Raw genomic sequence first — 24,792 nt, forward strand, 5'->3', positions numbered from 1 at the left:
CGGCGAGCCTGGGGTGAGTTCGCGTTCTCATGATTCTCCGACGCCGCCATGAACAACCATGGGCGGCGCCGGCGCTCCGCGCCCCCTTACCTCTTCTTCCACCCACCCCTATGCCCCGGCGCCCCACCGCTCGACCTCGGCGATGGCCCGAACTCCGGCCCTGACTGCCTTGAATCCGTCGGCTGGATGATGCGGCTCTCGCCACCGAACGGCTTCGACGGCAGCGCGCGGTCGCCCCGATATGGCAACGATTCCGGGCCGTGCATCTCGTCGAGATGCGGCTTGTGGATTCGCGAGCCCTTGCTGCCGCTGGCCTTGAGCGCTGTGGCGGCGCTCTTGTTCTTCAGCGCGCTGACCGGCAAATTGGCGGCGTCGCCGTATTTCTTCGCGCCCGCATAGGCTCCGGCCTTGCCCTGCACCGTGCGCTGCTTGACGGTGGGATCGTCGACCACCGCGAGCTCGGTGGCGCGCAGGCGCTTGACCTCGTCGCGCAGGCGCGCGGCTTCCTCGAAGTTCAGATCGGCGGCGGCCTCGCGCATCCTCGTCTCGAGATCGCCGAGCACGGCTTCAAAATTGTGGCCGATCGAGATGACGTCGTCGGTCATGTCGTGGCCGCCGATCTCGACCAGCACGTGATCGCGCTCGTAGACGCTGTTCATGATGTCGCCGATCGACTTCTTGATGCTCTCCGGCGTGATGCCATGCGCCGTGTTGTACTCGACCTGCTTCTCGCGGCGGCGGTCGGTTTCGGCGATGGCGCGCTCCATCGATCCCGTCATCTGGTCGGCATAGAGGATCACCTTGCCGTCGACGTTGCGCGCGGCGCGGCCGATGGTCTGGATCAGCGAGGTTTCGCTGCGCAGGAAGCCTTCCTTGTCGGCGTCGAGGATCGCGACCAGCGCGCATTCGGGAATGTCGAGGCCTTCGCGCAGCAAATTGATGCCGACCAGCGCGTCGAACGCGCCGAGCCGCAGATCGCGAATGATCTCGATGCGTTCGATGGTGTCGATATCGCTGTGCATGTAGCGAACGCGAATGCCCTGCTCATGCAGATATTCGGTGAGATCCTCCGCCATGCGCTTTGTCAGCACCGTAATCAGCGAGCGATAGCCGGCCTGCGCCGTGGCCCGGACCTCGCCGACGAGATCGTCGACTTGGGTGCGGGCCGGGCGGATGTGGACCGGCGGATCAATCAGACCGGTCGGGCGAATCACCTGCTCGACGAACACGCCGCCGCTCTCGTTGATCTCCCAGGCGCTGGGCGTCGCGGAGACCGCGATGGTCTGCGGCCGCATCATGTCCCATTCCTCGAAGCGCAGCGGGCGGTTGTCCATGCAAGAGGGCAGCCGGAAGCCATATTCGGCGAGCGTCGCCTTGCGGCGGAAGTCGCCGCGGAACATGCCGCCGATCTGGGGAACGGTGACGTGGCTCTCGTCGGCGAACACCAGCGCGTTGTCGGGCACATATTCGAACAGCGTCGGCGGCGGCTCGCCGGGCAGGCGCCCGGTGAGATAGCGCGAATAGTTCTCGATGCCGGCGCAGCTTCCGGTTGCCTCCATCATCTCGAGGTCGAAGGTGGTGCGTTGCTCCAGTCTTTGCGCTTCCAGCAGGCGGCCCTGGTCGTGGAGCTGGTCCAGCCGCATCTTCAATTCGGATTTGATCGACTTGATCGCCTGCACCAGCGTCGGGCGCGGCGTCACATAGTGCGAGTTGGCGTAGATCTTGATGAATTCGAGCTCGTCCTGCTTGTGGCCGGTGAGCGGGTCGAACTCCTCGATGGTCTCGACGGTGTCGCCGAACAGGTTCACGCGCCAGGCACGGTCTTCATAGTGCGCCGGGAAGATGTCGATGACATCGCCGCGCACGCGAAATGTGCCGCGGGTAAAATCGGCCTGGGTGCGCTTGTACTGCAGCGCGACGAGGTCGGCGATCAGCTGGCGCTGGTCGATGCGCTCGCCCTTCTTCAGGGCAAAGGTCATCGCGGTGTAGGTTTCGACCGAGCCGATACCGTAGATGCAGGACACCGAGGCAACGATGATGACGTCGTCGCGTTCGAGCAGCGCGCGCGTCGCCGAGTGGCGCATGCGGTCGATCTGCTCGTTGATCGAGGAGTCCTTTTCTATGTAGGTGTCGGTGCGAGGGACATACGCTTCCGGCTGGTAATAGTCGTAATAGCTGACGAAATACTCGACCGCGTTGTCGGGGAAGAAGCTCTTGAACTCGCCATAGAGCTGGGCGGCGAGCGTCTTGTTCGGTGCCAGGATGATGGCGGGCCGCTGCGTCGCCTCGATCACCTTGGCCATGGTGTAGGTCTTGCCGGAGCCGGTCACGCCGAGCAGCACCTGCGAGCGGTCGTTGCGGTTGATGCCCTCGACCAGCTCGGCGATCGCGGTTGGCTGGTCGCCGCGCGGCTCATAATGCGACTTGATCTCGAAGCGCACGCCGCCTTCGGACTTTTCCGGGCGCGGCGGCCGATGCGGGGTCCACACCCTGGTGGAGCCGTCGTCCTTGCGGAACTCCGGCCGGCCCTCGCGGATCAGCGATTCCAGCGCGTCGGCGGTGGCCTTGACGCCGAGCGCCTCCATCTTGCTGCGCGGCGGACGAGCCAGGGCTTCGGCATCGTCCTCTTCCGTCGGGAGGCCGAGCTGACGCGCCAGTTCCGGATCGAGCGTCGGTATCGTGGCCGCGGTTCCGTAATTGGCCTGCGGCGCCTCGTCGAAGCCCGCGTCGCGGGCGCCGGGCGGCTGCGGATTGGGCCGCAGCGGCATTGGCCTCGTATTGTCCTGCGGAAACTCTTTCGGCGTCGAGGCCCGCGCGCGATGCGCGGCGGCCTCGCCTCCGGAGCGGCGATCGCGCGAATTGTCCGGCGGCGGCTGCAGTCCGGTGCCCGATCCGAGCCCGGCACCGCCGCGATTGATCGCGGGATTGAGCAACTCGGCCAACGCCGGCCCGATCGGCTGCACGTCGGGGCGAGACGCCTTGGAATTCGGCGCCTTCGCGTTCGGAGCCTTGGCCTTGGGGGATTTGCCGGATTTTTCGGAGGATGCAGGTTTCTTCGCCATGCTCCGAATATGGGGCGAGTCCGCCTCGCAATAAAGAGCGAATGCCCGGCAATGCTCAGACTGCTGACAGCAGGTTGGCAGCAGGCCTTGGGATCTTGCGATCAGGCCGCCGGCAGCGGTCCCTCATCGTCCCCGGCTGCCTGACGCGGCTCGAGGATGTCGAGATGGATGCCGCCGCAATCGGTGCAGCGCATGGTCCAATACTCGCATCCGGCACGGCCGCCGATCACGCGGAGCACCGTGAGATCGCCCTCGCATTCCGGGCAGCTGGACAACACATTGCGGGTGTAAATCCTCGGCCGCGGCGTGTCTTCGAATTCGATGACTGACATGACCGATTTCCCCCTTTGACCCTGCGCCGTTCCTTGGTTCGCCTGCAGTCCCGCTCGCTTATTCGTCGTCGCTGTCGTCGGCCCGCCGGCGGAAGCGATCGATGTGGTGCTTGGCATGGGCAATCGCGGCATCGGGATCAGGCCAGGCGAAGCCGACTTCCATGGCCGGAAACAGCACGCCGTCGATGGCAACCGGGCTGAAATCGGCACGCCGGATCCGGGCGTGCCACAGCCCCTGGCCAGCTTCGAAGGATTCGATGTCAAAGCCGTCGTAAAGGGTCGTCATTGCAGTCCCCAAAATGTTTTATTCGAGCGCCTTGTTGGAGGGTCAGGGGACCACGTTTGCGGATTCTGGGATGTGAAGCCGTTCACAAGCGGCGGGCTTTTTTGCCAAAGTCCGATAGCAGCGTCAGTTCCGCGCGCTGGTGCGGCCGGGCCGCCGGACGGGACGGGCGGCGGGTTCCGACGCCGCGCGCATGATCCACCGGCGGAACGCGGCAAAGTCGCGCTGCTCGGTCTGGAAGCTGCGATAGAGCAGGTACCAGCGCATGCCCTTGGGCACCGAGAGCTCGAATGGCGCCACCAGCCGGCCGGCGGCGAGGTCGTCGTCGATATAGGGTCGGATGCCCATGGCGATTCCGAGCCCGTCGGCGGCAGCCTGAAGCGCCTGGCCGTAGAACTGGAACTCCGGTCCCCGCGCGTTGACGCGCGCGAGGTTTGCGGCCTTGAGCCAGATCGGCCAGTCCTCGGGCGAATGCGCGACGCGGATCAGGCTCGGTGCCTTGAGATCGGCCGGGCGCTTCAGCGAGGAGGCGAGGCGGGGCACGCAGACCGGCGTGAGGTCGCCGGCGAACAGCGGCTCGGCCACCAGCCCCGGCCAGTCGCCGGTGCCGAGCTGGATGCCGCAGCTCCAGTCCTCGCCGAACGGCACCGACGCGCCGCCGGTGGTGAAGCGCACCTCGATGTCGGGCTCTTCGCTGCGAAACTCCGACAGGCGCGGGATCAGCCAGCGCATCGCAAAGGTGTGGCCGATGCCGATGGTGAGCACGCGGACGCTCGAGGGCGCCGTCACCTGCGCGGTGAGGCTTGCGAGCGCATCGAAGATCGGCGTCAGCCCGCTCTGATAGGCGCGGCCCGCCTGCGTCAGCAGCAGCTTGTTGGCCTTGCGCTCGAACAGCGCGACGCCGAGCCGTTCTTCCAGGATGTGCACCATGCGGCTCACGGCGGCTGCCGATACGCTCAGCTCGAGGCCGGCCGCGGCAAAGCTGCCGGCCCGCGCCGCGGCCTCGAATGCCTTGATGCCGTTGAGAAACAGCAAGCGCCGCAAATGACCGACCCTCAGGAAAGCTGATGCCAGGCCAAGATAACTCAGTTTGCGTAGACGGGGCAAGCGGGGCACGTTTCCTTCGCTTCGCGCCGCGAGCGGGGAGAAGGTCGGGAGATTTTTACGTGACGCCCATCATGATCGCTGCCCTTGGATTGCTGATGGTCGGCACCGCGTTCCTGTCGGGGCTGTTCGGCATGGCGGGCGGGCTGATCCTGATCGGCGTGCTGCTGGCCTTGATGCCGCTGCCGACCGCGATGGTGCTGCATGCGATCACGCAGATGACCTCGAACGGCTGGCGCGCCTTTCTCTGGCGGACGCATATCCGCTGGCGCCCGGTAGCGAACTATATGGTCGGCGCGGCCGTCGCGCTCGCGGCGTGGTCGCTCACGCGCTACGTACCGGACAAGCCGGTCGCGCTGCTGCTGCTCGGGATCACGCCGTTCATGGCCCGGCTGCTGCCCGCCAACATCAAGCCGGATCCCGACCGTCTCTGGCAGGGCACCGTCTACGGCACGATCTGCATGGGCCTCATGCTGATGACCGGCGTGTCGGGGCCGCTGCTCGACACCTTCTTCCTCGGCGGCGATTTCGGCCGGCGCGAGAAGGTGGCGACCAAGGCGATGTGCCAGCTCGTCAGCCATTTCAGCAAGCTGATCTATTTCGGCGGCGTGATCGACCAGGCGGCGACGCTCGATCCCGTGCTCGCGGCCGTCGCGATCGCAGCATCCATGCTCGGCACCACGCTGGCGCGGCGCATCCTCGAAGCCATGACCGATCAGCAATTCGTGGCCTGGTCGATGAAGCTGATCACCACCATCGCCTGCTACTATATCGCCTATGGCAGCTGGCTGCTGGTCCGCACGCCGGTGCTGGCAGCCTTCGACAAGGGAGGTTTGCAATGAGCGAGACTGCCGACCCGCTGGTGCTGGACTTCGTCGAGTGGGTTGCGCGCGAGCCCCGCGCCTATGCCGAGGTGATCGCGACCTGGAAGACGTCGTGCCCGCGCCTCACCATCTGGGAAGACGCCGCCGACCGCGGCTATGTCGCGCGCGAGACGCTGCCCGGAATGGGGCTGGTGATCGCGGTGACGGAGGACGGCGAGAGGCTGCTGCGCACGAACGGGCGCTAGCTCTCCACATCCGTCGTTGCGAGCGCAAGCGAAGCAATCCAGAATGCTTCCGCGGCGGCAGTCCTGGATTGCTTCGCTTCGCGTGCAATGACGGAATACCGGGAGACCCTTTCATGTCGCTCAAACTCTTCGAACTCGTCGGCACAGACGCCTCGCGACCGTTCAGCCCGTTCTGCTGGCGCACGCGAATGGCGCTGGCGCACAAGGGCCTTTCGGCGGAAACGTTGCCCTGGCGCTTCACCGAGAAGAGCGCGATCGCGCCACATGGCTCGGAGAAGGTTCCGGTGCTGCTGCATCACGACCAGCCGGTGGTCGATTCCTGGACGATCGCGATCTATCTCGAAGACAAGTTTCCGGATCGTCCGTCGCTGTTTGGCGGCGAGGGCGGGCGCGCCATGGCACGCATGCTCAATGTCTGGGGCGACATCGCCATCGTCGGCGGCATCTTTCCATTGATCATCGCCGACATTCCCAACAATCTGGATGAGGTCGACGCCGCCTATTTCCGCCAGTCGCGCGAGGCCCGTTTCGGCGGCAAGAGGCTGGAAGAGATCATGGCCAGCCGCGATGCCGGCGTGGTCGCCTTCCGCAAATCGCTCGAGGTGATGCGGCAGACCCTCAAGAAGCAGCCCTTCATCGGCGGCGCCGCACCGAACTATGCCGACTACATCGTGTTCGGCGGTTTTCAGTGGGCGCGCGCGACGAGCCCGTTCAAGCTGCTGGAAGCGGACGACCCGGTTTACGCCTGGCGCGAAAAGCTGCTGGATGCGTTCGACGGCATGGCACGGAAGTCCCCGGGGCATCCAGTGTAGTTGTCGCGAGCCGTCTCTCCTCAACGTCGTCCTGGCGAAAGCTAGGACCCATACCGCGGACGCGGAGGGTTATGTTGCCTCCGCCGCCGCACGCAAGCACGCCCGGCACAAGCAATCCTCGCCCTTGACCGGCATCGGCAGCCGCGCCGTTTCTTCCGCGCACCAGCAGGTGCCGGAGAGGTCGCAGCCGAACTCGGCGCCGCAACGAGAGCAGGCGAGGCGGCGGGGTTGCTGCGCCGGAATGTCTTGCCGATTTGTCATGATTTGCGCAAAAGCCGGGCTGTCGTTTTCATGCCGGGTTCATCTCCCGCTGCGGTATATTAGGCCTCGCGCACGTATCGGGAAAGCGGTTGGCAGCGCGCGAAGGACATATCGATGGCCCGCGATTCGCAAGCCGCGCTCGTCGCGCTCAACCGTTTCGGCTTCGGCGCCCGCGGCGGCGCATCCGGCGATCTCATCAACGCGGCCTCCGATCCTCGCGGCTTTGTGAAGGCGGAACTCACTCGTCCCAACGGTGTGCTGCTGGAGGCGCCGGGCCTGCAATCCGCGCCGCAGCTCGGGCAGGCCGTGTTCGCCTATCAGGATCAGGTCAAGCAGGCGCGCGAGGCCGCCGCGAAGGCCGGCGCGCCGACTGAAGCGCCGTTGCAAGCGCCGGCCGATCAGAGGCCCGGACCGCGCCGCAATCTCTCGCTGAACGCCGTGGCAACCGAGATCGCCGGCCAGATGGCCGAGGCCAAGCCCGGTAACAATAAGCCGGCTGACAACAAGCCGGCGGACAATATGGCCAAGCCGGACACTATGCAGCCCAACGCGGCCGCGCCGCCTGCCGCAAAACCCGCCCCGCAGCCGCTCAACGTCATCCAAAAAACCTTTCGCGCCGAGGCACTGGCGCGGTTGCAGCGCGCGACGCTGGTCGAGTGCGGCTTCACCGAACGGCTGGTCGTGTTCTGGTCCAACCATTTCTGCATCTCCGCCAGCAAGGGCGAGCTGGCGCGGATCTGGGCCGGTGCGTTCGAGCGCGAGGCGATCAGGCCGCATGTGCTCGGACGTTTCGCCGACATGTTGAAAGCGGTGGAGCAGCATCCGGCGATGCTGTTCTTCCTCGACAACCAGCAATCGCTCGGACCGGACTCGCGCGCGGGCCAGAACCGCAAGCGCGGGCTGAACGAAAATCTCGCGCGCGAGATCATGGAGCTGCATACGCTCGGCGTCGGCGGCGGCTATACGCAGGACGACGTCACCTCGCTCGCGCGCATCATCACCGGCTGGACCTTTGCTGGCCGGCAGGGACAGCTGGGAGCGCCCGGTTCGTTCGTGTTCAACGTCAATGCGCACCAGCCCGGGCCGCAAATGCTGCTCGGCAAGACCTACGAGCCGACCGGCCTTGCGCAAGGCGAAGCCGCCCTCGCGGACATCGCACGCCATCCCTCGACCGCGAGCTTCATCGCCACCAAATTCGTCCGCCACTTCGTCGCCGACGATCCGCCGCCGGCGCTGGTGGCGCGACTGCGCGATGTCTTCATCAAGACCGACGGGGATCTCAAAGCGCTGGCAACCGCATTGGTCGATTCCGACGAGGCGTGGAAGGCGCCACTGACGAAGATGCGCAGCCCTTATGATTTCCTGGTCGCGAGCGGCCGGCTGCTCGCGCGCGTGCCGGAGGATCCCGGCGCCTATCTCAACAACCTCAATCTGCTGGGCCAGCCGCTGTGGTCGCCGGCCGGCCCGAATGGTTTCGCCGACACCAATGCCGCCTGGGCTGCGCCGGAAGGCATCAAGCTCCGGCTCGACATTGCCGCGCAAATGGGCGCGCGGCTTGGGCCCAACATCGACCCGCTCGATTTGTTGGAATTTGCCGCCGCGGATGCGGCCTCGATCGAAACGCGGCGGACCATCGAGCGCGCGGAGTCGCGGCAGCAGGCGCTGGCGCTGCTGTTGATGTCGCCCGAAATGCAGAGGAGATGATGATGATCGACTGCGTCGAGAACCGGCTCCTCACCTCGCGGCGCGGCCTCCTGCTTGGCGGCGCCTCGTTCGCGGCCTGGGCTTACTTGCCGAAATTCGCGCGCGCCGCGGATGGCCGCGATCCTCGCCTGATCGTGGTGATCCTGCGCGGCGCGCTTGATGGGCTTTCGACCGTCGCGCCCGTCGGCGATCCCGATTATGCCGGCCTGCACGGGGCGATCGCGCTCACGGCGGACGGTGCGCATCCCGCGATCATGCTCGATACTTTCTTTGCGCTGCATCCGGCGATGCCTGAGTTCGCACGCATGTATCGCGACAGGCACGCCGCGGTGATCCACGCGGTCGCGACGCCCTATCGCGACCGCTCGCATTTCGACGGCCAGGACGTGCTCGAAAGCGGCTATGCCGGCCCGGGGCGGGTGCAATCCGGTTGGCTCAACCGCGCGCTGGAAGCGCTGCCGCGCGGCGAGCGGGTGTCGAGTGCTCTTGCCGTCGGCCCGACCACGCCGCTGGTGCTGCGCGGCAATGCGCCGACCGTCGGCTGGGCGCCGGTGGCGCTGCCGCAAGCCGATGACGACACCGCAATGCGTCTGGTCGAGCTCTATCGTCACCGCGATCCCGCGCTGGCGGCTGTGCTGTCGCAGGGCCTTGCGCTGGAAAAGGCCGCGAGCGGCGACGACATGAAGCCGAAGCCGGGCAACGCGGTCGCGCAGATGCGGCAGGTCGCGCGCGGCGCCGCAAAACTGATGGCGTCCGACGACGGCCCGCGCATCGCGGCGCTCGCGTTCGATGGCTGGGACACGCACGCCAATGAAGGCGGCCCTGTCGGTCGCCTCGCATTCCTGCTCGGCGGGCTCGACGGTGCGCTCGCCGAGTTCGAAAGCGGCTTAGGGGAACGCTGGCGCGACACCGTCGTCGTGGTCGCCACCGAATTCGGCCGCACCGCGCGCATCAACGGCACAGACGGCACCGATCACGGCACGGGAACGATCGCGCTGCTCGCCGGCGGCGCGGTGAAGGGCGGCCGCGTCATCGCCGACTGGCCCGGCCTCAAGCCCGCCAACCTTTTCGAGGCCCGCGACCTCAAGCCCACCACCGATCTGCGCTCCGTGATCAAGGGCGTGCTGCAGGGCCAGTTCGGCCTGTCGGATCGCGTGCTGGCCGAGACGGTGTTTCCAGATAGCGCAAGCGCACGTCCGATGAAGGGGTTGGTTGCTTAACCTACGATTCCGGGGCCCGCACCTTGCGGCGCGTCCCGGAATGACGACATGATCGGCCGAACGTCAGGAGACCATCACCCATGTACATCGCCATGAACCGCTTCCGCGTCGCCAAGGGCTCCGAGGCTGCTTTCGAACAGGTCTGGCTTTCGCGCGATACTCATTTGGACAAGGTGCCGGGCTTCGTCGAGTTTCATCTGCTGCGTGGCCCCGAGCTCGAGGATCACACGCTGTACGCCTCGCACACGGTGTGGGCGAACCATGCGGCGTTCGAGGCCTGGACCAAATCGGATGCCTTTCGTGCCGCGCACGCGCGGGCCGGCGACACCAAGCCGACCTATCTCGGCCATCCCCAGTTCGAGGGCTTCGAGGTGATGCAGACGGTGGGGCGCGGCGCCAAGTAGCGCGCGCCGCCGCAAAGATCAGCCCAGCGTGATCTTGTCGATCTCCGCCATCTCCTGCGCACCGAGTTTCCACGCAATCGCCTTCACGTTCTCCTCGACCTGCGCGACGCGGGTGGCGCCGGCAATCACGCTCGACACTTGCGGGCGCGCGGCGAGCCAGGAGAAGGCGAGCTCGAGCATGCTGTGCCCGCGCGCTTTCGCAAATGCCGTGAGCTTCTCGACGATGTCCTCGTTGCGCGGCGTGACATAGCGGTCGCGTAATGCCGGTACCTTGCCGAAGCGCGTATCGGTCGGGGCGGCCGCGCCGCGCTGGTACTTGCCGGTGAGCAGCCCGCTTGCGAGCGGGAAGAACGGCAGCAGGCCGAGCTTGTACTCTTGTGCCGCCGGCAGCAGATCCTTTTCGATGTCGCGCACCAGCAGGCTGTATTCGTCCTGGCAAGAGACGAAGCGGCTGACATTCATCGCGCGCGCGGTGAACTCGGCCTCCGCTAGGCGCCAGGCCGGAAAATTGGAATTGCCGATGTAGCGCACCTTGCCTTGACGGACGAGATCGTCGAGCGCGCGCAGCGTCTCCTCCATCGGAGTCAGCGGGTCGTAATCGTGCTGCTGATAGAGATCGATGTAGTCGGTCTTGAGCCGCGTCAGGCTCGCCTCGACTGCGTTCATGATGTAGCGGCGCGAAGCGCCCTGCTTGGTTCCGTCGGCCGCCATCGGCTTGGAGAATTTGGTGGCGAGCACGATCTCCTTGCGGCGGTCGCCGAGCACGGTGCCGAGCACCGTTTCCGAACCGCCCATGCCGGCATAGATGTCGGCGGTGTCGAACAGCGTGATGCCGAGATCGAGCGCGCCGTGGATCACCTTGCGCGAGGTCTCCAGGTCCGTGCGCTGGCCGAAATTGTTGCAGCCAAGCCCGACCGCAGACACGCGCAGGCCGGAGGCGCCGAGATTGCGAATTTCCATGGGAGATCCCCGTCGGAGATGGGCAGGGGCGCATTGTGACCGCGGTGCCCCGCCGCAGCAAGCCGTGCGCCGCGTTGCTGCCATGCTGACAAGGCTGCCGACAAGGACTGCCGACAAAAAAATGCGGCCCCTGTCAGACGCGGCGACTGACGGGGACCGCTTTGGGGCGCTTGATCGGTGACGGGGGGCTGACCAGACGCAGCTGCAGCCTAGTCCCGCTATGTTACGCGCAGGTGACAGACAGAGTTATCCACAGGCGGCGCGATCGCGAGGATCAGAAGATCTTGCGATAGACGATGAACCCGGAACGCTCGGCGACCTTGTCGTACAGGCGCTGCGCCGTCACGTTGGTCTCGTGCGTCTGCCAGTACACGCGCGGCGATCCCATGAGCTTTGCGCGCTCGTAGACGCCGTGGATCAGCGCCGAGCCGACGCCCTTGCCGCGCGCGGCCTCGGTCGTGAACAGGTCCTGCAGATAGCAGGACGGCTCGATCGCGGTGGTGCTGCGGTGAAACAGGTAATTCGTCATCCCGAGCAGGCGGCCGTCACTCTCGGCGACCAATCCGTGCACCGGCTCATAGGCATCGAAAAAGCGCTGCCATGTCACGCGCGTGATTTCGGGCGAGAGCGCGGTCGGACCGGAGCGGCCGTAGAAGGCGTTGTAGCCGTCCCACAGCGGCAGCCATTGATCGTAGTCCTGCCTGGTGACGGGGCGAATGGTGAGCGACATATGAAATTCCCGCGATCGATGAGGCGTCCTTCATACGTGATGATGGACGTGCTGATCAATCGCGCATCACTCCGCGACGCGCAGATACCGGATCAGCTTGCGGCCCGCGGGATCGCGCAGCGAGCGGTAGTAGTCGGCGCGGGACGGCGCATCGGTGTGGCGCACGAGGTCGGTCACCGGCGTGTAGCTCAGCATGCGGCCGCCGTCGGGCAGCGCGGCACAGACGAAGCGCAACACCTCGCCATTGCGCAAGGCGATGTTGATCGGCGTGGCATCGCCGATCCGGACCATCTCCATGCGCTGAGCGATGAAGGTGCCGAGTTCGTCCTCGGGCAATTCGAACGCGCCGGTGTCGCGGCCGTGATACATCAGCGCGACGAACGGCGGCTTGCCGTCGGCGATGTCGTCCGGCACCGCAAAATAATCGCGGAACGCGCGGTTGATGAATTCGGCGCGCGTCTCGGCATCGAGCAGCACGATGCCGATATCGACCTGGTCGAGCGCGGCCGACAGCCGCGCGGCGATGGCGTGACTCCGACGCTCGGCGGCAAACGTGCCGAGCAGCCGCTGGCGCATCAGGCCGGTGATGCCTGCGGTGCCCGCGGCCGTCGCGGCCAGGAGGCCGAGCTGGATCATATCCGCCGTGGTAAGGCCTGCAACGCCGTGCCGGCTGAGGAGCAGCAGTGCCGCGCCGATGACGGCGATGGCTGCGCTGGCGACGGCGGAAGCGGGACCCGAGAGCGCGCCGGCGAGCGCCACGATGCAGACGAGCAGCGGCGCGGGCCAGGGAGTGGGGACGAAGCGATCGAAAAACACCGTCAGCAGCAAAGTCGCTGCCGTCAGCGCCGGACCGGAGATCGCACGCCATCCCAACCGCATGGGGCTGTCTCGCTCCTTCCTGAACGAGGTAAGGCGGCAACACTGACCGAACATTGCGCCATTGCGATGCGGTTTCGCGCGGTGTGCTTAAGGTGCGCTTTGGGTCTCGCGCAAAGCTTTCGGATGATTTTAGACCAAGTGCGCGTGCTTGAGACGTTGTTGCAGCGCGGGCGCATTCAGCTTCGACGTCCCCTGGCCCTTGCGCGTGCCGACGAAGATCAACAGCGATGCCGCGACCAGGATGGCCGCGGTCAGGGTGATTGCAACGATGACCACAGGTGATTTCATCGACGTCCTGTCGCGATGCCGGTCGGCGCGGGCCATGCGGCGCCTTGAAGGCGGGTCCAGGATGAAGCGGGAATCAGACCGGCAGGCCCATCGCCATGGTCGCCTTGGTCGACAGCACCGTCAGGGTGACGATCAGGCACAACGAGAGCGCGGCGACGGCGAGCGAGGCCGCGACCGCGTTGGTCAGCCGGGAAGACGAAACGGTAGCGGGTGGGCCCTGAAAGCCTGCCGTGCCGGACGCCCGAATCATGGTCTAAATCCTTCAACGCGCGAGCGAATCACCCGCGACATCGAACAATTTCACTGTTGCAATCGGCAATATTGCGGCGGCCAATCGAGCGAAAATGGCGAGATTGCGGCAATGGTGACCTTTATGCCCGCTATTTGCCAGAGCTCGCCCCTCAGGCACCAGCGGCGATGCTGGCGGGGTCCTCGATGTCGGCCGGCCGCCAGTCCATTGCGACGTAGCCAGGCGCCGCTTCCACGCGCTTCAGCCAGTCCCGGATCGCCGGGAAGGTCGAGAGGTCGAAGTCGCAGCGGTCGGCGAGGTGGGTATAGCCGTACAGCGCGATGTCGGCGACCGTGAGCTGGCGGGCGGCGAAATAGGCGTTGGTCCTGAGATGATTCTCCATCACCTGGAGCGCGCCATAGCCGCGCTCCATCCAGTCCTCCAGCGAATGAGTCTGGAGGTCGCGGCCGCCCCTCACCAGCGACAGCCAGAAATAGGCCGCGCCGATGTTCGGCTCCAGCGCGTGCTGCTCGAAGAACATCCATTGCAGCGCGTCGGCGCGATCGATGCGGTTCTCCGGCGCGAGCGGCGTGCCGACGGCGACGTACCAGAGAATGGCGTTGGACTCGGCGAGATAGCGATCGTCGCCGACCTCGAGCAGCGGCACCTGGCCGGATGGGTTCTTGGCCAGGAAGTCCGGGGTGCGGCTCTCGCCGCGCAGAATGTCCACCTCGACCGCTTCGTACGGCAAGTTCAGCAGCGCCAGCGCAAGGCGGACCTTGTAGCTGTTGCCCGAGCGCTGCATCGAATAGAGCTTGTACATTCTGGGGATGATTCCGGACGACGGGAGGGCGCGGCGCTTGTTGCCCCGCAACGCGGCTAAACAATGATGCCGATGCGAATCCGCCGCAAGACCCGGCCAATAGAAAAACTCGAAAACCCTACCGCATTGCAATGCGGCGGAAGATCATTTCCGTGCGACCATCCAACTCAGTTCACGCTTGCGTCAACGCGCAAGTGCGTTGCTCGACGCGATCGTGTGCGAGCACCGCGGTCGCGTCTTGGGCACTGAAGCTTCCGCATCGTCATGGCCCGCAAAATTGCTCCGAGGGCACGCGTTGTCGGATATAAGGGGTTTGCGCGGCAAAGTTACGGAATATTGCGGGAAATCGCGGCTCGAAACGCCAGACACGTAAACTTTTGCGGGATCGGACCGAAGTTTCTTGCGGTGCAACGGCACTCGTTTTAGGGTGGTTCATTCCCACAATCGGAGTCGTGAAGCCAAAGGGCTCACGACGCTTGTCAGGAGATGACGATGTCCTTCCTTGCCGCTGCGCTCGACCGTGTGAAGCCGTCCGCGACCATCGCGGTCACGGATAAAGCACGTGCGCTGAAAGCGGCGGGCCGCAACGTCATCGGTCTCGGCGCCGGCGAGCCCGACTTCGACACGCCCGCGAACATCAAGCTGGCCGCGATCCACGCCATCGAAGCCGGCAAGACCAAGTACACCGCGGTCGACGGCATTCCCGAGTTGAAGGAAGCCATTATCGCCAAGTTTCAGCGCGAGAACGGCGTCGTCTACAAGGCGAACCAGATCATCGTCGGCACCGGCGGCAAGCAGGTGCTCTACAACGCGCTGATGGCAACCATCAATCCGGGCGACGAGGTGATCATCCCCGCGCCGTACTGGGTCAGCTATCCCGAGATGGTGGCGCTCGCCGGCGGCGAGCCGGTGCCGGTGGTCTGCACCGCCGCGACCGGCTTCAAGCTCCAGGCCGAGGCACTCGAGCGCGCGATCACGCCGAAGACCAAATGGGTGATCCTGTGCTCGCCGTCGAACCCGACGGGAGCTGCCTACACCAGGACCGAGCTGAAGGCGCTCACCGACGTGCTGGTCAAGCATCCGCATGTGTGGGTGATGACCGACGACATGTACGAGCACCTCGTCTATGACGACTTCCAGTTCACCACGGTCGCGCAGGTCGAGCCGAAACTCTACGACCGCACGCTCACCGTGAACGGCGTGTCGAAGGCCTATTGCATGACCGGCTGGCGCATCGGCTATGCCGGCGGTCCGGCGCAGCTCATCAAGGCGATGTCGACGATCCAGTCGCAGTCGACCTCGAACCCGTCGTCGATCGCGCAATGGGCCGCGGTTGAGGCGCTGAACGGTCCGCAGGACTTCATCCCCGCCAACAACAAGGTCTTCAAGGAGCGCCGCGATCTCGTCGTCTCCATGCTGAACCAGGCCAAGGGCATCGAGTGCCCGCGGCCCGAGGGCGCCTTCTACGTCTATCCGTCCTGCGCCGGCACCATCGGCAAGACCGCGCCGTCGGGCAAGGTGATCGACAATGACGAGACGTTCGTCACCGAACTGCTGGAGACCGAAGGCGTCGCCGTGGTGCAGGGTTCGGCCTTCGGCCTCGGCCCCGCGTTCCGCATCTCCTACGCGACCAAGACCTCGGACCTCGAAGACGCCTGCAAGCGCATCCAGCGCTTCTGCGGCAATCTGCGCTGAACTCACAGACATGAAGTGACATCAAAGGGCCCGCGCAATGCGGGCCCTTTTTCTTTCAAGTCTGCACGATCTGGCGCCACCGGAACTGTTGTGGCATAGACCATCGCGCGGCGTGTGCCGCGCCTCCATGCTCGCATCACATTCATCGCCGGAGATATTCATGCGCCGTTCACTCCTCCTCGCCGGGCTTGCCGTTGCGAGCCTCGTCGCCTCCGTTACGGGCGCCAGCGCGCAATCGCGGATGGTGCAGGTGGGCGTGCTCGAATGCCGCGGCGGCGCCAGCGTGGGCTTCATCGTGGGATCGGTGACCCATCTCGGTTGCGTGCTGCGCGTCGATGGTTTGCCGGACGACCGTTACGTTGCGACGATCCGCAAGGTCGGTCTGGATATCGGCATCACACAGGAGACGGCTTTGGCGTGGGGCGTGTTCGCGCCGGTGAACCGGCTCGGCCCGGGCGACCTCGCCGGCAACTACGCCGGTGCGCAGGGCAGCGCCTCGGTCGGTGTCGGTCTCGGCGGCAACGTGCTGGTCGGCGGCTCCAACAATTCGATCGCGCTCCAGCCGCTCAGCGTGCAGGGCCAGGTCGGCCTCAACGTCGCCGCCGGCCTCGAGAGCCTGGAACTCCGCCCGGGACGTTGAGACTCGGCGCCAGCCGAAGCGCTCCTCCTCAACCTCTCTCCGGGAGAGGAGGAAATACCGACGACGCACCGCAGCGATTTTTGATGCTTGCCAAATCTCGGGGACGGGCAGAGCATCAGCGTTTGCCGACCCAATCATGGGCCGAGCTCCACACCAAGGAGGCGGCGAATGGGACAAGACGTCAGAAGTCCCCGAGGTCCACGGTGCATCGCGCTGGTGGGCCCTTTCCAAAGCGGTAAAACCACACTTCTCGAAGCCATCCTGGCGCGAACGGGCGCAATCCCGCGCGCCGGCAGCGTCGATGCCGGAACCTCCGTCGGCGACGCCACGCCAGAGGCCCGTCATCACAAGATGACCGTCGGGCTGACTGCCGTCACCACGAGTTTCATGGGCGACAGCTACACCTTCCTCGATTGTCCCGGTTCCGTCGAATTTGCCCACGACATGCGCGCCGCGCTGCCTGCGGTCGATGCCGCAATCGTGGTCTGCGAAGCCGACGAGAAGAAGCTGCCGCAGCTTCAGATCATCCTGCGCGAGCTGGAGGAGCTGGAGATCCCGCGTTTCCTGTTCCTCAACAAGATCGACCGCGCCAACAAGCGCATCCGCGAGACGCTCGAGATGCTCCAGCCCGCCTCGCGCGTACCGCTGGTGCTGCGCCAGATCCCGATCTGGAAGGACGAACTGATCGAGGGCTTCGTCGATCTCGCGCTGGAGCGTGCGTTCATTTACCGCGAGCACAAGGCCTCCGAAGTGGTCGCGCTCCAAGGCGGCGATCTCGATCGCGAGAAGGAGGCCCGCTTTTCGATGCTGGAGAAGCTCGCCGATCACGACGATGCGCTGATGGAGCAGCTGCTCGAGGACATCCAGCCGCCGCGCGATGCCGTGTTCGACGATCTCGCCCGCGAATTGCGCGACGGGCTGATCTGCCCCGTGCTGCTGGGCGCCGCCGCACGCGAAAACGGCGTGCTGCGTTTGATGAAAGCGTTGCGCCACGAGGCGCCCGGTATCGCGGAAACGGCAAAACGTCTCGGCGTTCCCGAAACGAGGGACGCCCTCGGCTTCGTCTTCAAGACGTTGCATTCGCAGCACGGCGGCAAGCTGTCGCTGACGCGCATGCTCGCTGGCCATCTCGACGACGGTGCCACGCTGCAAGCCTCCTCCGGAGGGGCCAGCCGCATCTCCGGCATCCTCGCCGTCACCGGGGCCTACGACACCAAGCGTACCGCGGCGGAAGCCGGCGATACGGTGGCGCTCGCCAAGCTCGACCCGATCAAGACCGGCGACACGGTCTCGAGCGGCAAGATCCAGCCGGCAGCGCTAACCGCCGTAGAACCCACTCCGCCGGTGCTCGCGATCTCGGTTGCGGCCACCGACCGCAAGGACGACGTCAAGCTCGGCCAGGCGCTGATGCGGCTGCACGAGGAGGACCCCTCGCTCGTCTTCGTGATGAACGCGCAGACCCACGACACCGTGCTGTGGGGTCAGGGCGAGATGCACTTGCGCGTCGCGAGCGAGCGGCTGCGCGATCGTTTCGGCGTCAAGGTCGCTTCGCATCCCCCCGCGATCGGCTATCAGGAAACCATCCGCAAGCCGATCGTCCAGCGCGGCCGCCACAAGAAACAGTCTGGCGGGCATGGCCAGTTCGGCGATGTCGTGCTCGACATCAGGCCGCTGCCGCGCGGCGAGGGCTTCAAGTTCGCCGAGAAGGTGGTCGGCGGCGCGGTCCCGCGCAACTACATCGGCGCGGTGGAAGAGGGGGTCATCGACGGGCTCGCCCGCGGCCCGCTCGGTTTCCCGGTCACCGATTTGCAGGTGACGCTGACCGACGGCTCCTATCATAGCGTCGATTCCTCCGACCTCGCCTTCCGCACGGCGGCGCGGGTCGGGCTCACCGAGGGCCTGCCGCAATGCCAGTCGGTGCTGCTGGAGCCGATCCATGTGGTCGAGATCGTCTGCCCGACCGACGCCACCGCCAAGATCAATGCGATTCTGTCGGCACGGCGCGGCCAGATCCTCGGCTTTGACACCCGCGACGGCTGGAGCGGATGGGACTGCGTCCGCGCCATGATGCCGGAAGCCGAGATCGGCGAATTGATCGTTGAGTTGCGCTCGGCCACGGCAGGCGCCGGCAGCTTCACCCGCCAGTTCGACCACATGGCCGAAGTCACGGGGCGCGCCGCCGACCAGATCATCGCAGCGCATCAGCACGCGGCGTGATCGGTCTGCCGAAGTAAGGGACGCATCACTGTCTCACTCCCTCTCGCCGTTCTTACGGGGAGAGGGGTGGGGTGACGGGCTTCACAATGGGCGTGGCGAAGGTTGGACTCACGCTGCTCCTCCCAACCGTCAGTGTGAGCGCAGCGACTTGTCCGCCGAAGCTTTAGCGAAGGCGGAAGCAATCCAGTCTTTCCGCGGAGGAATTCTGGATTGCTTCGTCGCTTCGCTCCTCGCAATGACGGTGGAGACGGATGGCTCGCATGGCGAGCTTCCCCTTGCGTTCGGTCGTTTATGATGTATTTTACATCATTGTGCATGTTCCAGACATCATTTATAATCTTTCATACGTGAGGCCAAGGTGATCACGTCGTTCCAGATGCGGGCAGCGCGTGCGCTGCTCGGCATTGACCAGAGGGCCTTGGCGGAGCTCGCAGGCGTTTCGCTGCCGACCATTCAGCGGATGGAGGCGAGCACCGGCAATGTCCGCGGCGTGGTCGAGACCTTGATGAAAGTGGTCGAAGCCTTTGATCGCGCCGGCGTCGAGCTGATCGGCGAACAGGCGCGCAGCGAAGGCGGCGGACGCGGCGTTCGGCTCAAGGAGCCGGGGCCGCCGCGTCGGGTGGGAGCATGATCCCGCAATGATCATGCTCGGGAGCAGTCTTAACTAACGCACCGTCGCGCCCCGATACGCGGCCGCACGATGCATCGGAGCGTTGTGGGCAGCGGAGCATTTTGCTGAAATGAGCATCACAGGCGAACACGCAGGCAAGCTGCACCAGCCTCGTCGGCCGACCTTTACCGAACTCTATCTGCCAAAGCTCGTCACCGTATGGCGCGAGGGCTATGGCTTATCGGATTTCCGTGCCGATGTGTTCGCGGGCCTCACGGTCGCGATCGTCGCGTTGCCGTTGTCGATGGCGATCGCGATCGCTTCGGGCGTGACGCCGGACCGCGGACTCTACACCGCTGTTGTCGGCGGCTTCATTGCGTCACTGCTCGGCGGCAGCCGATTCCAGATCGGCGGTCCGGCCGGCGCCTTCATTGTGCTGGTTGCGGCGACCGCCGACCGTCACGGGGTTGACGGCGTGGTCCTGGCCACGCTGATGGCGGGCCTGTTCCTGATCGCTGCGGGCTTCCTGCGGATCGGCACCTATATCAAGTTCATTCCATATCCTGTGACGGTTGGCTTCACGGCCGGCATCGCCGTCATCATCTTCGCCAGCCAGCTGCGCGATCTCGGCGGGATCACGCTCCTCGCGAAGGAGCCCAGCGAATTCGTCCCGAAACTCGTCGCGCTTGCCGGGGGCCTGCACACCGTCAATCCGTCGGCCGTCGCGGTTGCGATCGTCAGCATTGCCATCATCGCCGGCCTGCGACGCTGGCTGCCGTCCTGGCCCGGTATCCTGATCGCGGTCGTGCTCGCGGCGGTCGCATGTGCCGTGCTGTCGCTGCCGGTCGAGACCGTCGGATCGCGCTTCGGCGGCATTCCGCGGGAACTGCCCTCGCCAGCCTTGCCTGCATTCTCGCTCGCGAAGGCGACCGCCGTGCTGCCCGATGCGATCTCCTTCGCACTGCTCGCCGCCATCGAATCGCTGCTGTCGGCGGTGGTGGCCGACGGCATGACCGGACGCCGTCACCGCTCCAATTGCGAGCTGGTGGCGCAAGGTGCCGCCAATGTCGGCGCGGCGGTGTTCGGCGGCATCTGTGTCACGGGGCTGATCGCGCGCACGGCGACCAACATCCGCGCCGGCGCGCGGGGGCCGCTCGCGGGCATGCTGCATTCGGTTTTCCTGCTGCTGTTCATGCTGATCGCAGCGCCGCTCGCGAGCTACATCCCGCTGGCCGCGCTCGCCGCCGTGCTCGTCGTGGTGGCCTGGACCATGGCGGAGAAGCACGAATTCGCGACGCTCCTGCGCTCGTCATGGGGCGATGCCGTCGTGCTGCTCGCAACCTTCCTGCTCACCATCTTCCGCGATCTGACCGAGGGCATTCTGGTTGGCTTCGCGCTTGGCGCGGTCCTGTTCATCCATCGCATGGCGGAAATGACGGGCATCGAGGAACGATCGCCACTGGTGGCCGCCGATCGTCCCGATGACGATAATGGCGGGCGCGTGCCTTACGACCCCGCACTCGCGGTCGATCGCGACGTGCTGGTCTATCGCATCACCGGCGCGTTCTTCTTCGGCGCGGCCTCGGCGATCGGCAGCGTGCTCGACGGCATCGCCGACAAGCGCAAGGGTTTTATGGTCGATTTCGCCGACGTGCCGTTCCTGGATTCGACCGCGGCCAACGTGCTCGGCCGCGTCGCCGCCAAGGCCCACCGCCAGGGCATCCGGCTGTTCATCACAGGGGCGTCGCCTGCGGTCCGCCGTGCGCTGCTCACCCATGGCGTCACGCCGCCACGCGCGCGCTATCGCGAGACCATCGCGCGTGCGGTCGCCGACATCAAGGGCGGCGCGGCGCTGCCCGCGGGTGGTGAGGCGGGCACGACCTGACGTCGAGCCTCTCCCGAGACGGCCCCGCGCGCTTGACAGCGCCTGCGGGACGCGAAATGGATCGCCTCCGAAACCACCCCAGGGGAGGACGACCGTGACCAAGGCTCCCGCAGCCTGCCTGATCGGATGGCCGGCCGCGCATTCGCGCTCGCCGCTGATCCATCGTTATTGGCTGCGCACGCTCGGGATCGAGGGCGGCTATGTCATCGAGGCGGTTCCACCCGATAATTTGCGTGACTTCGTCCTGCGGCTGTCGCTGCGCGGCTTCGTCGGCGCCAACGTCACCATCCCGCACAAGGAAGGCGTGCTCGAGCTGTCGACGCCCGATGCCCGCGCGCGAGCGGTCGGTGCGGCCAACACGCTTTGGTTTGCAGACGGCGAGCTGCGCTCGACCAACACCGACGTCGAGGGCTTTATCGGCAATCTCGATGCCAGCGCGCCCGGCTGGGACGCAGCCGAAGAGGCGCTGGTGCTCGGCGCCGGCGGCTCCTCGCGCGCCATCGTGTTCGGGTTGCTTGAACGCGGCATCAAGCGCGTCCATCTCGCCAATCGCACCGTCGGCCGGGCCGAGATGCTTGCAAGGCAGTTCGGGCCGAAGGTGCATCCTGTTGCGTGGGATGGCATCGACCACATTCTGCCGCGTGCAAAACTTCTCGTGAACACGACCTCGCTCGGCATGCACGGTCAGCCTTCACTCGACCTTGAAGTGGCGCGCCTGCCGGATGGCGCCGTGATCGCCGATCTCGTCTATGTCCCGCTGGTGACGCCGCTGCTGGCGGCCGCACAGGCGCGCGGGTTGAAGACCGCCGACGGGCTCGGCATGCTGCTGCATCAGGCGGTCCGCGGCTTCGAGCTGTGGTTCGGCCAGCGGCCGCAGGTCACGGCCGAGCTGCGTGCGCTGGTCGAGGCCGATCTCACAAAGACTTGAGAGAATAGCGCGTAATCTCCGGAGTTCTATGTCCGTAGGGACAATAGGGCGCAATCGGAGACCATCATGTCTGTTCAACGTGCAACTTTCACACGTCCGCTCATCGCCGTCGCGATGGTGGCCGTCTCGACCCTCTCGGCCCTTGCGCAAAGGGCGCCGGTGCCGACGCGCGTGCGAGGCACGATCGAAAGCGTCAATGGCGACACGATGCAGGTCAAGGCGCGCAGCGGCGAGGATGTCAAGCTGCACATCGCCTCCGACGTGAACGTGTCGGGCATTACCAGGATTTCACTTGCCGACATCAAGCCCGGCTCCTTCGTCGGCGCCACCACCGTGCCGGGACCGGACGGAGGCGCGAACGCGGTCGAGGTGCACGTGTTTCCGGAGAGCATGCGCGGCACCGGCGAGGGCTCGCGACCCTATGACCTCAAGCCCAATTCCAGCATGACCAATGCGACCGTGTCGGAGAGCGTGGTCGGCAATGACGGCCATACGCTGCTGGTCAAGTACAAGGACGGCGAGAAGAAGGTGTTCGTCGCCGACAATACGCCGGTGGTGACCTTTGTCCCCGGCGACAGATCCGATCTGAAGGCCGGCGCCAAGGTGATCGCCTTCATGAAGCAGCTGCCGGACGGCTCATTCGAAACCAACCGCGTCAGCGTCGGCCGCGACGGCCTGACGCCGCCGATGTAAATGGAGAATAACAACATGTCGAAGAGAACCTGGATATCACGCCTCGGCGTGGCCGCGTTCGCCGCCTGCATCGTCACGTCATCCGCCCTGGCGCAGCAGACGCCGACGGTCCGCATCCGCGGCACCATCGAGAGCGTCGACGGCAACACGCTCGGCATCAAGACCCGCGAAGGAACCGACGTGAAGGTGCGCATGACCGACAACGTCGCCGTCTTCGCGGTGGTGAAGACGTCGTTGTCGGAGATCAAGGACGGCTCCTATATCGGCGTCACCGGCCTGCCCGAGCCCGACGGCACCCAGAAGGCGATCGCGGTGCACATCTTCCCCGAAAACCAGCGCGGCGCGGCCGAAGGTTTTCGTCCCTGGGACGCGCGCGCCAACTCGACCATGACCAACGCCACCGTGGCGCAGACGGTGAAGGGCACCGACGGCCAGAACATCACGGTCAAGTACAAGGACGGCGAGAAGAAAGTCGTGGTGCCGCCGGACACGCCGATCGTCACCTTCGTCGCCAGCGACAAATCCGAGCTCAAGCCCGGCGCCAAGCTGATCATTTTCGGCGCGGTGAAGAAGGACGATGGTTCGCTTGAGGCCAACCGGGTGAATGTCGGCCGCGACGGGGTGACGCCGCCGATGTGAGGGCGAACGCTGAAATCTTAGGGTGGGCAAAGGCGCGAAGCGCCGTGCCCACCCTACGATTTGCGAATTGGTGGGCACGCTTCGCTTTGCCCGCCCTACGGCACTGCCGCTGCGGTTCACATCGCGATGATATGTTCGTCGATTTCGTCAATCCGGTTGACGCCGCACAGGCCCATGGTGGTGAGCAGCTCCTTCTGGATGATGTCGATCGCCTTGGCGACGCCGGCCTGGCCGCCGGCGCCAAGGCCATAGGCGTAGGCGCGGCCGATCATGCAGGACTTCGCGCCGAGCGCGAGCGCGCGCATCACGTCCTGGCCGGAGCGGATGCCGCCGTCGAACATGATCTCCATCCTGTCACCGACCGCCTCGGCGATCTCGGGCAGCACCTCGATCGATGACGGCGCGCCGTCGAGCTGACGGCCGCCATGGTTCGAGACGACGAGAGCCTGCGCGCCGGTCTTGGCGGCTTCCTCGGCGTCCTCGACGTCCAGAATGCCCTTGATGATCAGCTTGCCCGGCCAGATGCTGCGGACCCACTCGACGTCCTTCCAGTTCAACGCCGTGTCGAACTGCGAGGCGGTCCATTCGGCGAGGCGATTGAGGTCCTCGGTGTTCTTCACGTGGCCGGCGATGTTGCCGAAGGTACGGCGCTTGCCCCGCAGCACGCCGGAGACCCACGCGGGCTTTGTGGCGAAATCCAGAAATTTAGACATCGTCCACTCGGGGGGGATCGTCATGCCGTTCTTGATGTCCTGGTGGCGCTGGCCGATGACCTGGAGATCGACGGTCAGCACCAGCGCGGAGCATTTCGCCGCGATCGCGCGCTGGATCAACTCCTTGATGAAGCCGCGGTCCTTCATCACGTAGAGCTGGAACCAGAACGGCTTCTCGACATTGGCCGCGATGTCCTCGATCGAGCAGATCGACATCGTCGACTGCGTGAACGGGATACCGGCCGCTTGCGCGGCACGGCAGGCATGGATCTCGCCATCGCCATGCTGCATGCCGAGCAGGCCCACCGGCGCGAGGATTAGCGGCATGGTCGAGGGCTCGCCGAGGATCGTGGTCGCGGTGTCGCGTTTGGAGACGTCGACCAGAATGCGCTGGCGGAACTTGATCGCCTGCATGTCTTCGCGGTTGGCGCGCAGCGTTTCCTCGGCGTAGGAGCCGCGGTCGCAATAATCGAAGAACGCCTTCGGCACGCGGCGCTGATGCAGTGTGCGAAGATCGTCGATACAGGTGATGTGCTTCATGAACGTTTCCCGGCCCGTCTTGTCGGAAGAGTCTTGTATGGGAAGACTCTTGCATCGGAAGATCGAGGGGTC

General features: G+C 65.6%; 26 protein-coding genes. 14 read left to right on the top strand and 12 right to left on the bottom strand.

Annotated features, from left to right (window positions below; genetic code table 11):
- Positions 1–86: 86 nt before the first annotated feature.
- The 4 genes from uvrB to IVB07_RS05665 form a co-directional block, all read right to left on the bottom strand.
- The gene (gene uvrB, locus IVB07_RS05650; protein WP_018453533.1) at positions 87–3,062 is read right to left on the bottom strand and encodes an excinuclease ABC subunit UvrB; all 2,976 of its coding nucleotides are present in this window, start codon (positions 3,060–3,062) and stop codon (positions 87–89) included.
- 101 nt (positions 3,063–3,163) lie between these two features.
- Positions 3,164–3,394, bottom strand: a complete 231-nt coding sequence (locus tag IVB07_RS05655) for a hypothetical protein (RefSeq protein WP_018453534.1) — start codon at positions 3,392–3,394, stop codon at positions 3,164–3,166.
- A 58-nt stretch (positions 3,395–3,452) separates the two neighbouring features.
- On the bottom strand, positions 3,453–3,680 hold the full coding sequence (locus tag IVB07_RS05660) for a hypothetical protein (RefSeq protein WP_007596778.1): 228 nt from the start codon (positions 3,678–3,680) through the stop codon (positions 3,453–3,455).
- Between the two features lie 123 nt (positions 3,681–3,803).
- On the bottom strand, positions 3,804–4,721 hold the full coding sequence (locus tag IVB07_RS05665) for a LysR substrate-binding domain-containing protein (protein WP_018453535.1): 918 nt from the start codon (positions 4,719–4,721) through the stop codon (positions 3,804–3,806).
- Positions 4,722–4,843: 122 nt separating this feature from the next.
- Here IVB07_RS05665 and IVB07_RS05670 point away from each other — a divergent pair, with 122 nt between their 5' ends.
- The 3 genes from IVB07_RS05670 to IVB07_RS05680 all read left to right on the top strand — a co-directional run bounded on the left by IVB07_RS05670 (position 4,844) and on the right by IVB07_RS05680 (position 6,662).
- Complete coding sequence (locus IVB07_RS05670) at positions 4,844–5,623, top strand: sulfite exporter TauE/SafE family protein (RefSeq protein ID WP_026232549.1); 780 nt, start codon at positions 4,844–4,846, stop codon at positions 5,621–5,623.
- Positions 5,620–5,850 carry a hypothetical protein gene (locus tag IVB07_RS05675; protein ID WP_018453537.1) on the top strand — a complete coding sequence of 77 codons (231 nt, stop codon included), beginning with the start codon at positions 5,620–5,622 and terminating at the stop codon, positions 5,848–5,850. Before IVB07_RS05670 ends, IVB07_RS05675 begins: the two co-directional genes overlap by 4 nt.
- A gap of 113 nt (positions 5,851–5,963) precedes the next feature.
- Positions 5,964–6,662 carry a glutathione S-transferase family protein gene (locus tag IVB07_RS05680; protein WP_018453538.1) on the top strand — a complete coding sequence of 233 codons (699 nt, stop codon included), beginning with the start codon at positions 5,964–5,966 and terminating at the stop codon, positions 6,660–6,662.
- 69 nt (positions 6,663–6,731) lie between these two features.
- Here IVB07_RS05680 and IVB07_RS05685 read toward each other — a convergent pair whose 3' ends face one another.
- Positions 6,732–6,923 carry a cysteine-rich CWC family protein gene (locus IVB07_RS05685; RefSeq protein ID WP_083926324.1) on the bottom strand — a complete coding sequence of 64 codons (192 nt, stop codon included), beginning with the start codon at positions 6,921–6,923 and terminating at the stop codon, positions 6,732–6,734.
- Positions 6,924–7,037: 114 nt separating this feature from the next.
- On the opposite strand from IVB07_RS05685, the gene IVB07_RS05690 reads away from it, so the two are divergent.
- The 3 genes from IVB07_RS05690 (at position 7,038) to IVB07_RS05700 (ending at position 10,251) form a co-directional block, all read left to right on the top strand.
- Entirely contained in the window at positions 7,038–8,627 is a 1,590-nt protein-coding gene (locus tag IVB07_RS05690) for a DUF1800 family protein (protein ID WP_018453539.1), read from the top strand.
- Between the two features lie 2 nt (positions 8,628–8,629).
- Positions 8,630–9,847, top strand: a complete 1,218-nt coding sequence (locus IVB07_RS05695; RefSeq protein ID WP_026232550.1) for a DUF1501 domain-containing protein — start codon at positions 8,630–8,632, stop codon at positions 9,845–9,847.
- Positions 9,848–9,927: 80 nt separating this feature from the next.
- Positions 9,928–10,251: an antibiotic biosynthesis monooxygenase gene (locus tag IVB07_RS05700; protein WP_007596764.1), complete on the top strand. Its 324-nt coding sequence runs from the start codon at positions 9,928–9,930 to the stop codon at positions 10,249–10,251.
- Between the two features lie 18 nt (positions 10,252–10,269).
- Here the strand turns inward: IVB07_RS05700 and IVB07_RS05705 are convergent, their stop codons facing one another.
- The 6 genes from IVB07_RS05705 to IVB07_RS05730 all read right to left on the bottom strand — a co-directional run bounded on the left by IVB07_RS05705 (position 10,270) and on the right by IVB07_RS05730 (position 14,160).
- Entirely contained in the window at positions 10,270–11,211 is a 942-nt protein-coding gene (locus IVB07_RS05705; RefSeq protein WP_247767506.1) for an aldo/keto reductase, read from the bottom strand.
- Between the two features lie 274 nt (positions 11,212–11,485).
- Complete coding sequence (locus IVB07_RS05710) at positions 11,486–11,941, bottom strand: GNAT family N-acetyltransferase (RefSeq protein WP_018453542.1); 456 nt, start codon at positions 11,939–11,941, stop codon at positions 11,486–11,488.
- 66 nt (positions 11,942–12,007) lie between these two features.
- Positions 12,008–12,820: a PAS-domain containing protein gene (locus IVB07_RS05715; protein ID WP_018453543.1), complete on the bottom strand. Its 813-nt coding sequence runs from the start codon at positions 12,818–12,820 to the stop codon at positions 12,008–12,010.
- A 129-nt stretch (positions 12,821–12,949) separates the two neighbouring features.
- Positions 12,950–13,144: a hypothetical protein gene (locus IVB07_RS05720; protein ID WP_018453544.1), complete on the bottom strand. Its 195-nt coding sequence runs from the start codon at positions 13,142–13,144 to the stop codon at positions 12,950–12,952.
- 37 nt (positions 13,145–13,181) lie between these two features.
- Entirely contained in the window at positions 13,182–13,358 is a 177-nt protein-coding gene (locus tag IVB07_RS05725; protein WP_007614766.1) for a hypothetical protein, read from the bottom strand.
- 151 nt (positions 13,359–13,509) lie between these two features.
- Positions 13,510–14,160 carry a glutathione S-transferase family protein gene (locus IVB07_RS05730; protein ID WP_018453545.1) on the bottom strand — a complete coding sequence of 217 codons (651 nt, stop codon included), beginning with the start codon at positions 14,158–14,160 and terminating at the stop codon, positions 13,510–13,512.
- Positions 14,161–14,652: 492 nt separating this feature from the next.
- Between IVB07_RS05730 and IVB07_RS05735 the strand changes: the two genes are divergently transcribed.
- From IVB07_RS05735 to IVB07_RS05770, 8 genes are all read left to right on the top strand, one after another.
- Entirely contained in the window at positions 14,653–15,855 is a 1,203-nt protein-coding gene (locus IVB07_RS05735; RefSeq protein WP_007596745.1) for a pyridoxal phosphate-dependent aminotransferase, read from the top strand.
- Positions 15,856–16,015: 160 nt separating this feature from the next.
- Positions 16,016–16,495, top strand: a complete 480-nt coding sequence (locus tag IVB07_RS05740) for a DUF992 domain-containing protein (RefSeq protein ID WP_026232551.1) — start codon at positions 16,016–16,018, stop codon at positions 16,493–16,495.
- Positions 16,496–16,663: 168 nt separating this feature from the next.
- A complete protein-coding gene (locus IVB07_RS05745) occupies positions 16,664–18,712 on the top strand; it encodes an elongation factor G (protein ID WP_026232552.1) in 2,049 nt (682 codons plus the stop codon).
- 358 nt (positions 18,713–19,070) lie between these two features.
- Entirely contained in the window at positions 19,071–19,343 is a 273-nt protein-coding gene (locus IVB07_RS05750; protein ID WP_007614761.1) for a helix-turn-helix transcriptional regulator, read from the top strand.
- Between the two features lie 109 nt (positions 19,344–19,452).
- Positions 19,453–21,207: a SulP family inorganic anion transporter gene (locus tag IVB07_RS05755; protein WP_247296238.1), complete on the top strand. Its 1,755-nt coding sequence runs from the start codon at positions 19,453–19,455 to the stop codon at positions 21,205–21,207.
- 94 nt (positions 21,208–21,301) lie between these two features.
- Complete coding sequence (locus tag IVB07_RS05760) at positions 21,302–22,135, top strand: shikimate dehydrogenase (RefSeq protein WP_204512354.1); 834 nt, start codon at positions 21,302–21,304, stop codon at positions 22,133–22,135.
- Positions 22,136–22,201: 66 nt separating this feature from the next.
- The gene (locus tag IVB07_RS05765; RefSeq protein WP_085348798.1) at positions 22,202–22,828 is read left to right on the top strand and encodes a hypothetical protein; all 627 of its coding nucleotides are present in this window, start codon (positions 22,202–22,204) and stop codon (positions 22,826–22,828) included.
- A gap of 15 nt (positions 22,829–22,843) precedes the next feature.
- Complete coding sequence (locus tag IVB07_RS05770) at positions 22,844–23,467, top strand: hypothetical protein (protein ID WP_026232553.1); 624 nt, start codon at positions 22,844–22,846, stop codon at positions 23,465–23,467.
- A gap of 116 nt (positions 23,468–23,583) precedes the next feature.
- On the opposite strand, the gene IVB07_RS05775 is transcribed toward IVB07_RS05770, so the two are convergent.
- Positions 23,584–24,720, bottom strand: coding sequence for an alpha-hydroxy acid oxidase (locus tag IVB07_RS05775; protein WP_247360980.1), 1,137 nt, complete (start codon positions 24,718–24,720; stop codon positions 23,584–23,586).
- Positions 24,721–24,792: the final 72 nt, after the last annotated feature.

The sequence above is a fragment of the Bradyrhizobium sp. 172 genome (genome assembly GCF_023101065.1).
Taxonomy (GTDB): Bacteria; Pseudomonadota; Alphaproteobacteria; order Rhizobiales; family Xanthobacteraceae; genus Bradyrhizobium; species Bradyrhizobium canariense_D.

Excerpts from the sequence above, each read along its gene's own strand:
- uvrB (WP_018453533.1), bottom strand. The coding sequence starts at position 3,062 with ATGGCGAAGAAACCTGCATCCTCCGAAAAATCCGGCAAATCCCCCAAG.
- IVB07_RS05655 (WP_018453534.1), bottom strand. The coding sequence starts at position 3,394 with ATGTCAGTCATCGAATTCGAAGACACGCCGCGGCCGAGGATTTACACC.
- IVB07_RS05660 (WP_007596778.1), bottom strand. The coding sequence starts at position 3,680 with ATGACGACCCTTTACGACGGCTTTGACATCGAATCCTTCGAAGCTGGC.
- IVB07_RS05675 (WP_018453537.1), top strand. The coding sequence starts at position 5,620 with ATGAGCGAGACTGCCGACCCGCTGGTGCTGGACTTCGTCGAGTGGGTT.
- IVB07_RS05680 (WP_018453538.1), top strand. The coding sequence starts at position 5,964 with ATGTCGCTCAAACTCTTCGAACTCGTCGGCACAGACGCCTCGCGACCG.
- IVB07_RS05685 (WP_083926324.1), bottom strand. The coding sequence starts at position 6,923 with ATGACAAATCGGCAAGACATTCCGGCGCAGCAACCCCGCCGCCTCGCC.
- IVB07_RS05690 (WP_018453539.1), top strand. The coding sequence starts at position 7,038 with ATGGCCCGCGATTCGCAAGCCGCGCTCGTCGCGCTCAACCGTTTCGGC.
- IVB07_RS05695 (WP_026232550.1), top strand. The coding sequence starts at position 8,630 with ATGATCGACTGCGTCGAGAACCGGCTCCTCACCTCGCGGCGCGGCCTC.
- IVB07_RS05700 (WP_007596764.1), top strand. The coding sequence starts at position 9,928 with ATGTACATCGCCATGAACCGCTTCCGCGTCGCCAAGGGCTCCGAGGCT.
- IVB07_RS05705 (WP_247767506.1), bottom strand. The coding sequence starts at position 11,211 with ATGGAAATTCGCAATCTCGGCGCCTCCGGCCTGCGCGTGTCTGCGGTC.
- IVB07_RS05710 (WP_018453542.1), bottom strand. The coding sequence starts at position 11,941 with ATGTCGCTCACCATTCGCCCCGTCACCAGGCAGGACTACGATCAATGG.
- IVB07_RS05715 (WP_018453543.1), bottom strand. The coding sequence starts at position 12,820 with ATGCGGTTGGGATGGCGTGCGATCTCCGGTCCGGCGCTGACGGCAGCG.
- IVB07_RS05720 (WP_018453544.1), bottom strand. The coding sequence starts at position 13,144 with ATGGCCCGCGCCGACCGGCATCGCGACAGGACGTCGATGAAATCACCT.
- IVB07_RS05725 (WP_007614766.1), bottom strand. The coding sequence starts at position 13,358 with ATGATTCGGGCGTCCGGCACGGCAGGCTTTCAGGGCCCACCCGCTACC.
- IVB07_RS05730 (WP_018453545.1), bottom strand. The coding sequence starts at position 14,160 with ATGTACAAGCTCTATTCGATGCAGCGCTCGGGCAACAGCTACAAGGTC.
- IVB07_RS05735 (WP_007596745.1), top strand. The coding sequence starts at position 14,653 with ATGTCCTTCCTTGCCGCTGCGCTCGACCGTGTGAAGCCGTCCGCGACC.
- IVB07_RS05740 (WP_026232551.1), top strand. The coding sequence starts at position 16,016 with ATGCGCCGTTCACTCCTCCTCGCCGGGCTTGCCGTTGCGAGCCTCGTC.
- IVB07_RS05745 (WP_026232552.1), top strand. The coding sequence starts at position 16,664 with ATGGGACAAGACGTCAGAAGTCCCCGAGGTCCACGGTGCATCGCGCTG.
- IVB07_RS05755 (WP_247296238.1), top strand. The coding sequence starts at position 19,453 with ATGAGCATCACAGGCGAACACGCAGGCAAGCTGCACCAGCCTCGTCGG.
- IVB07_RS05765 (WP_085348798.1), top strand. The coding sequence starts at position 22,202 with ATGTCTGTTCAACGTGCAACTTTCACACGTCCGCTCATCGCCGTCGCG.
- IVB07_RS05770 (WP_026232553.1), top strand. The coding sequence starts at position 22,844 with ATGTCGAAGAGAACCTGGATATCACGCCTCGGCGTGGCCGCGTTCGCC.
- IVB07_RS05775 (WP_247360980.1), bottom strand. The coding sequence starts at position 24,720 with ATGAAGCACATCACCTGTATCGACGATCTTCGCACACTGCATCAGCGC.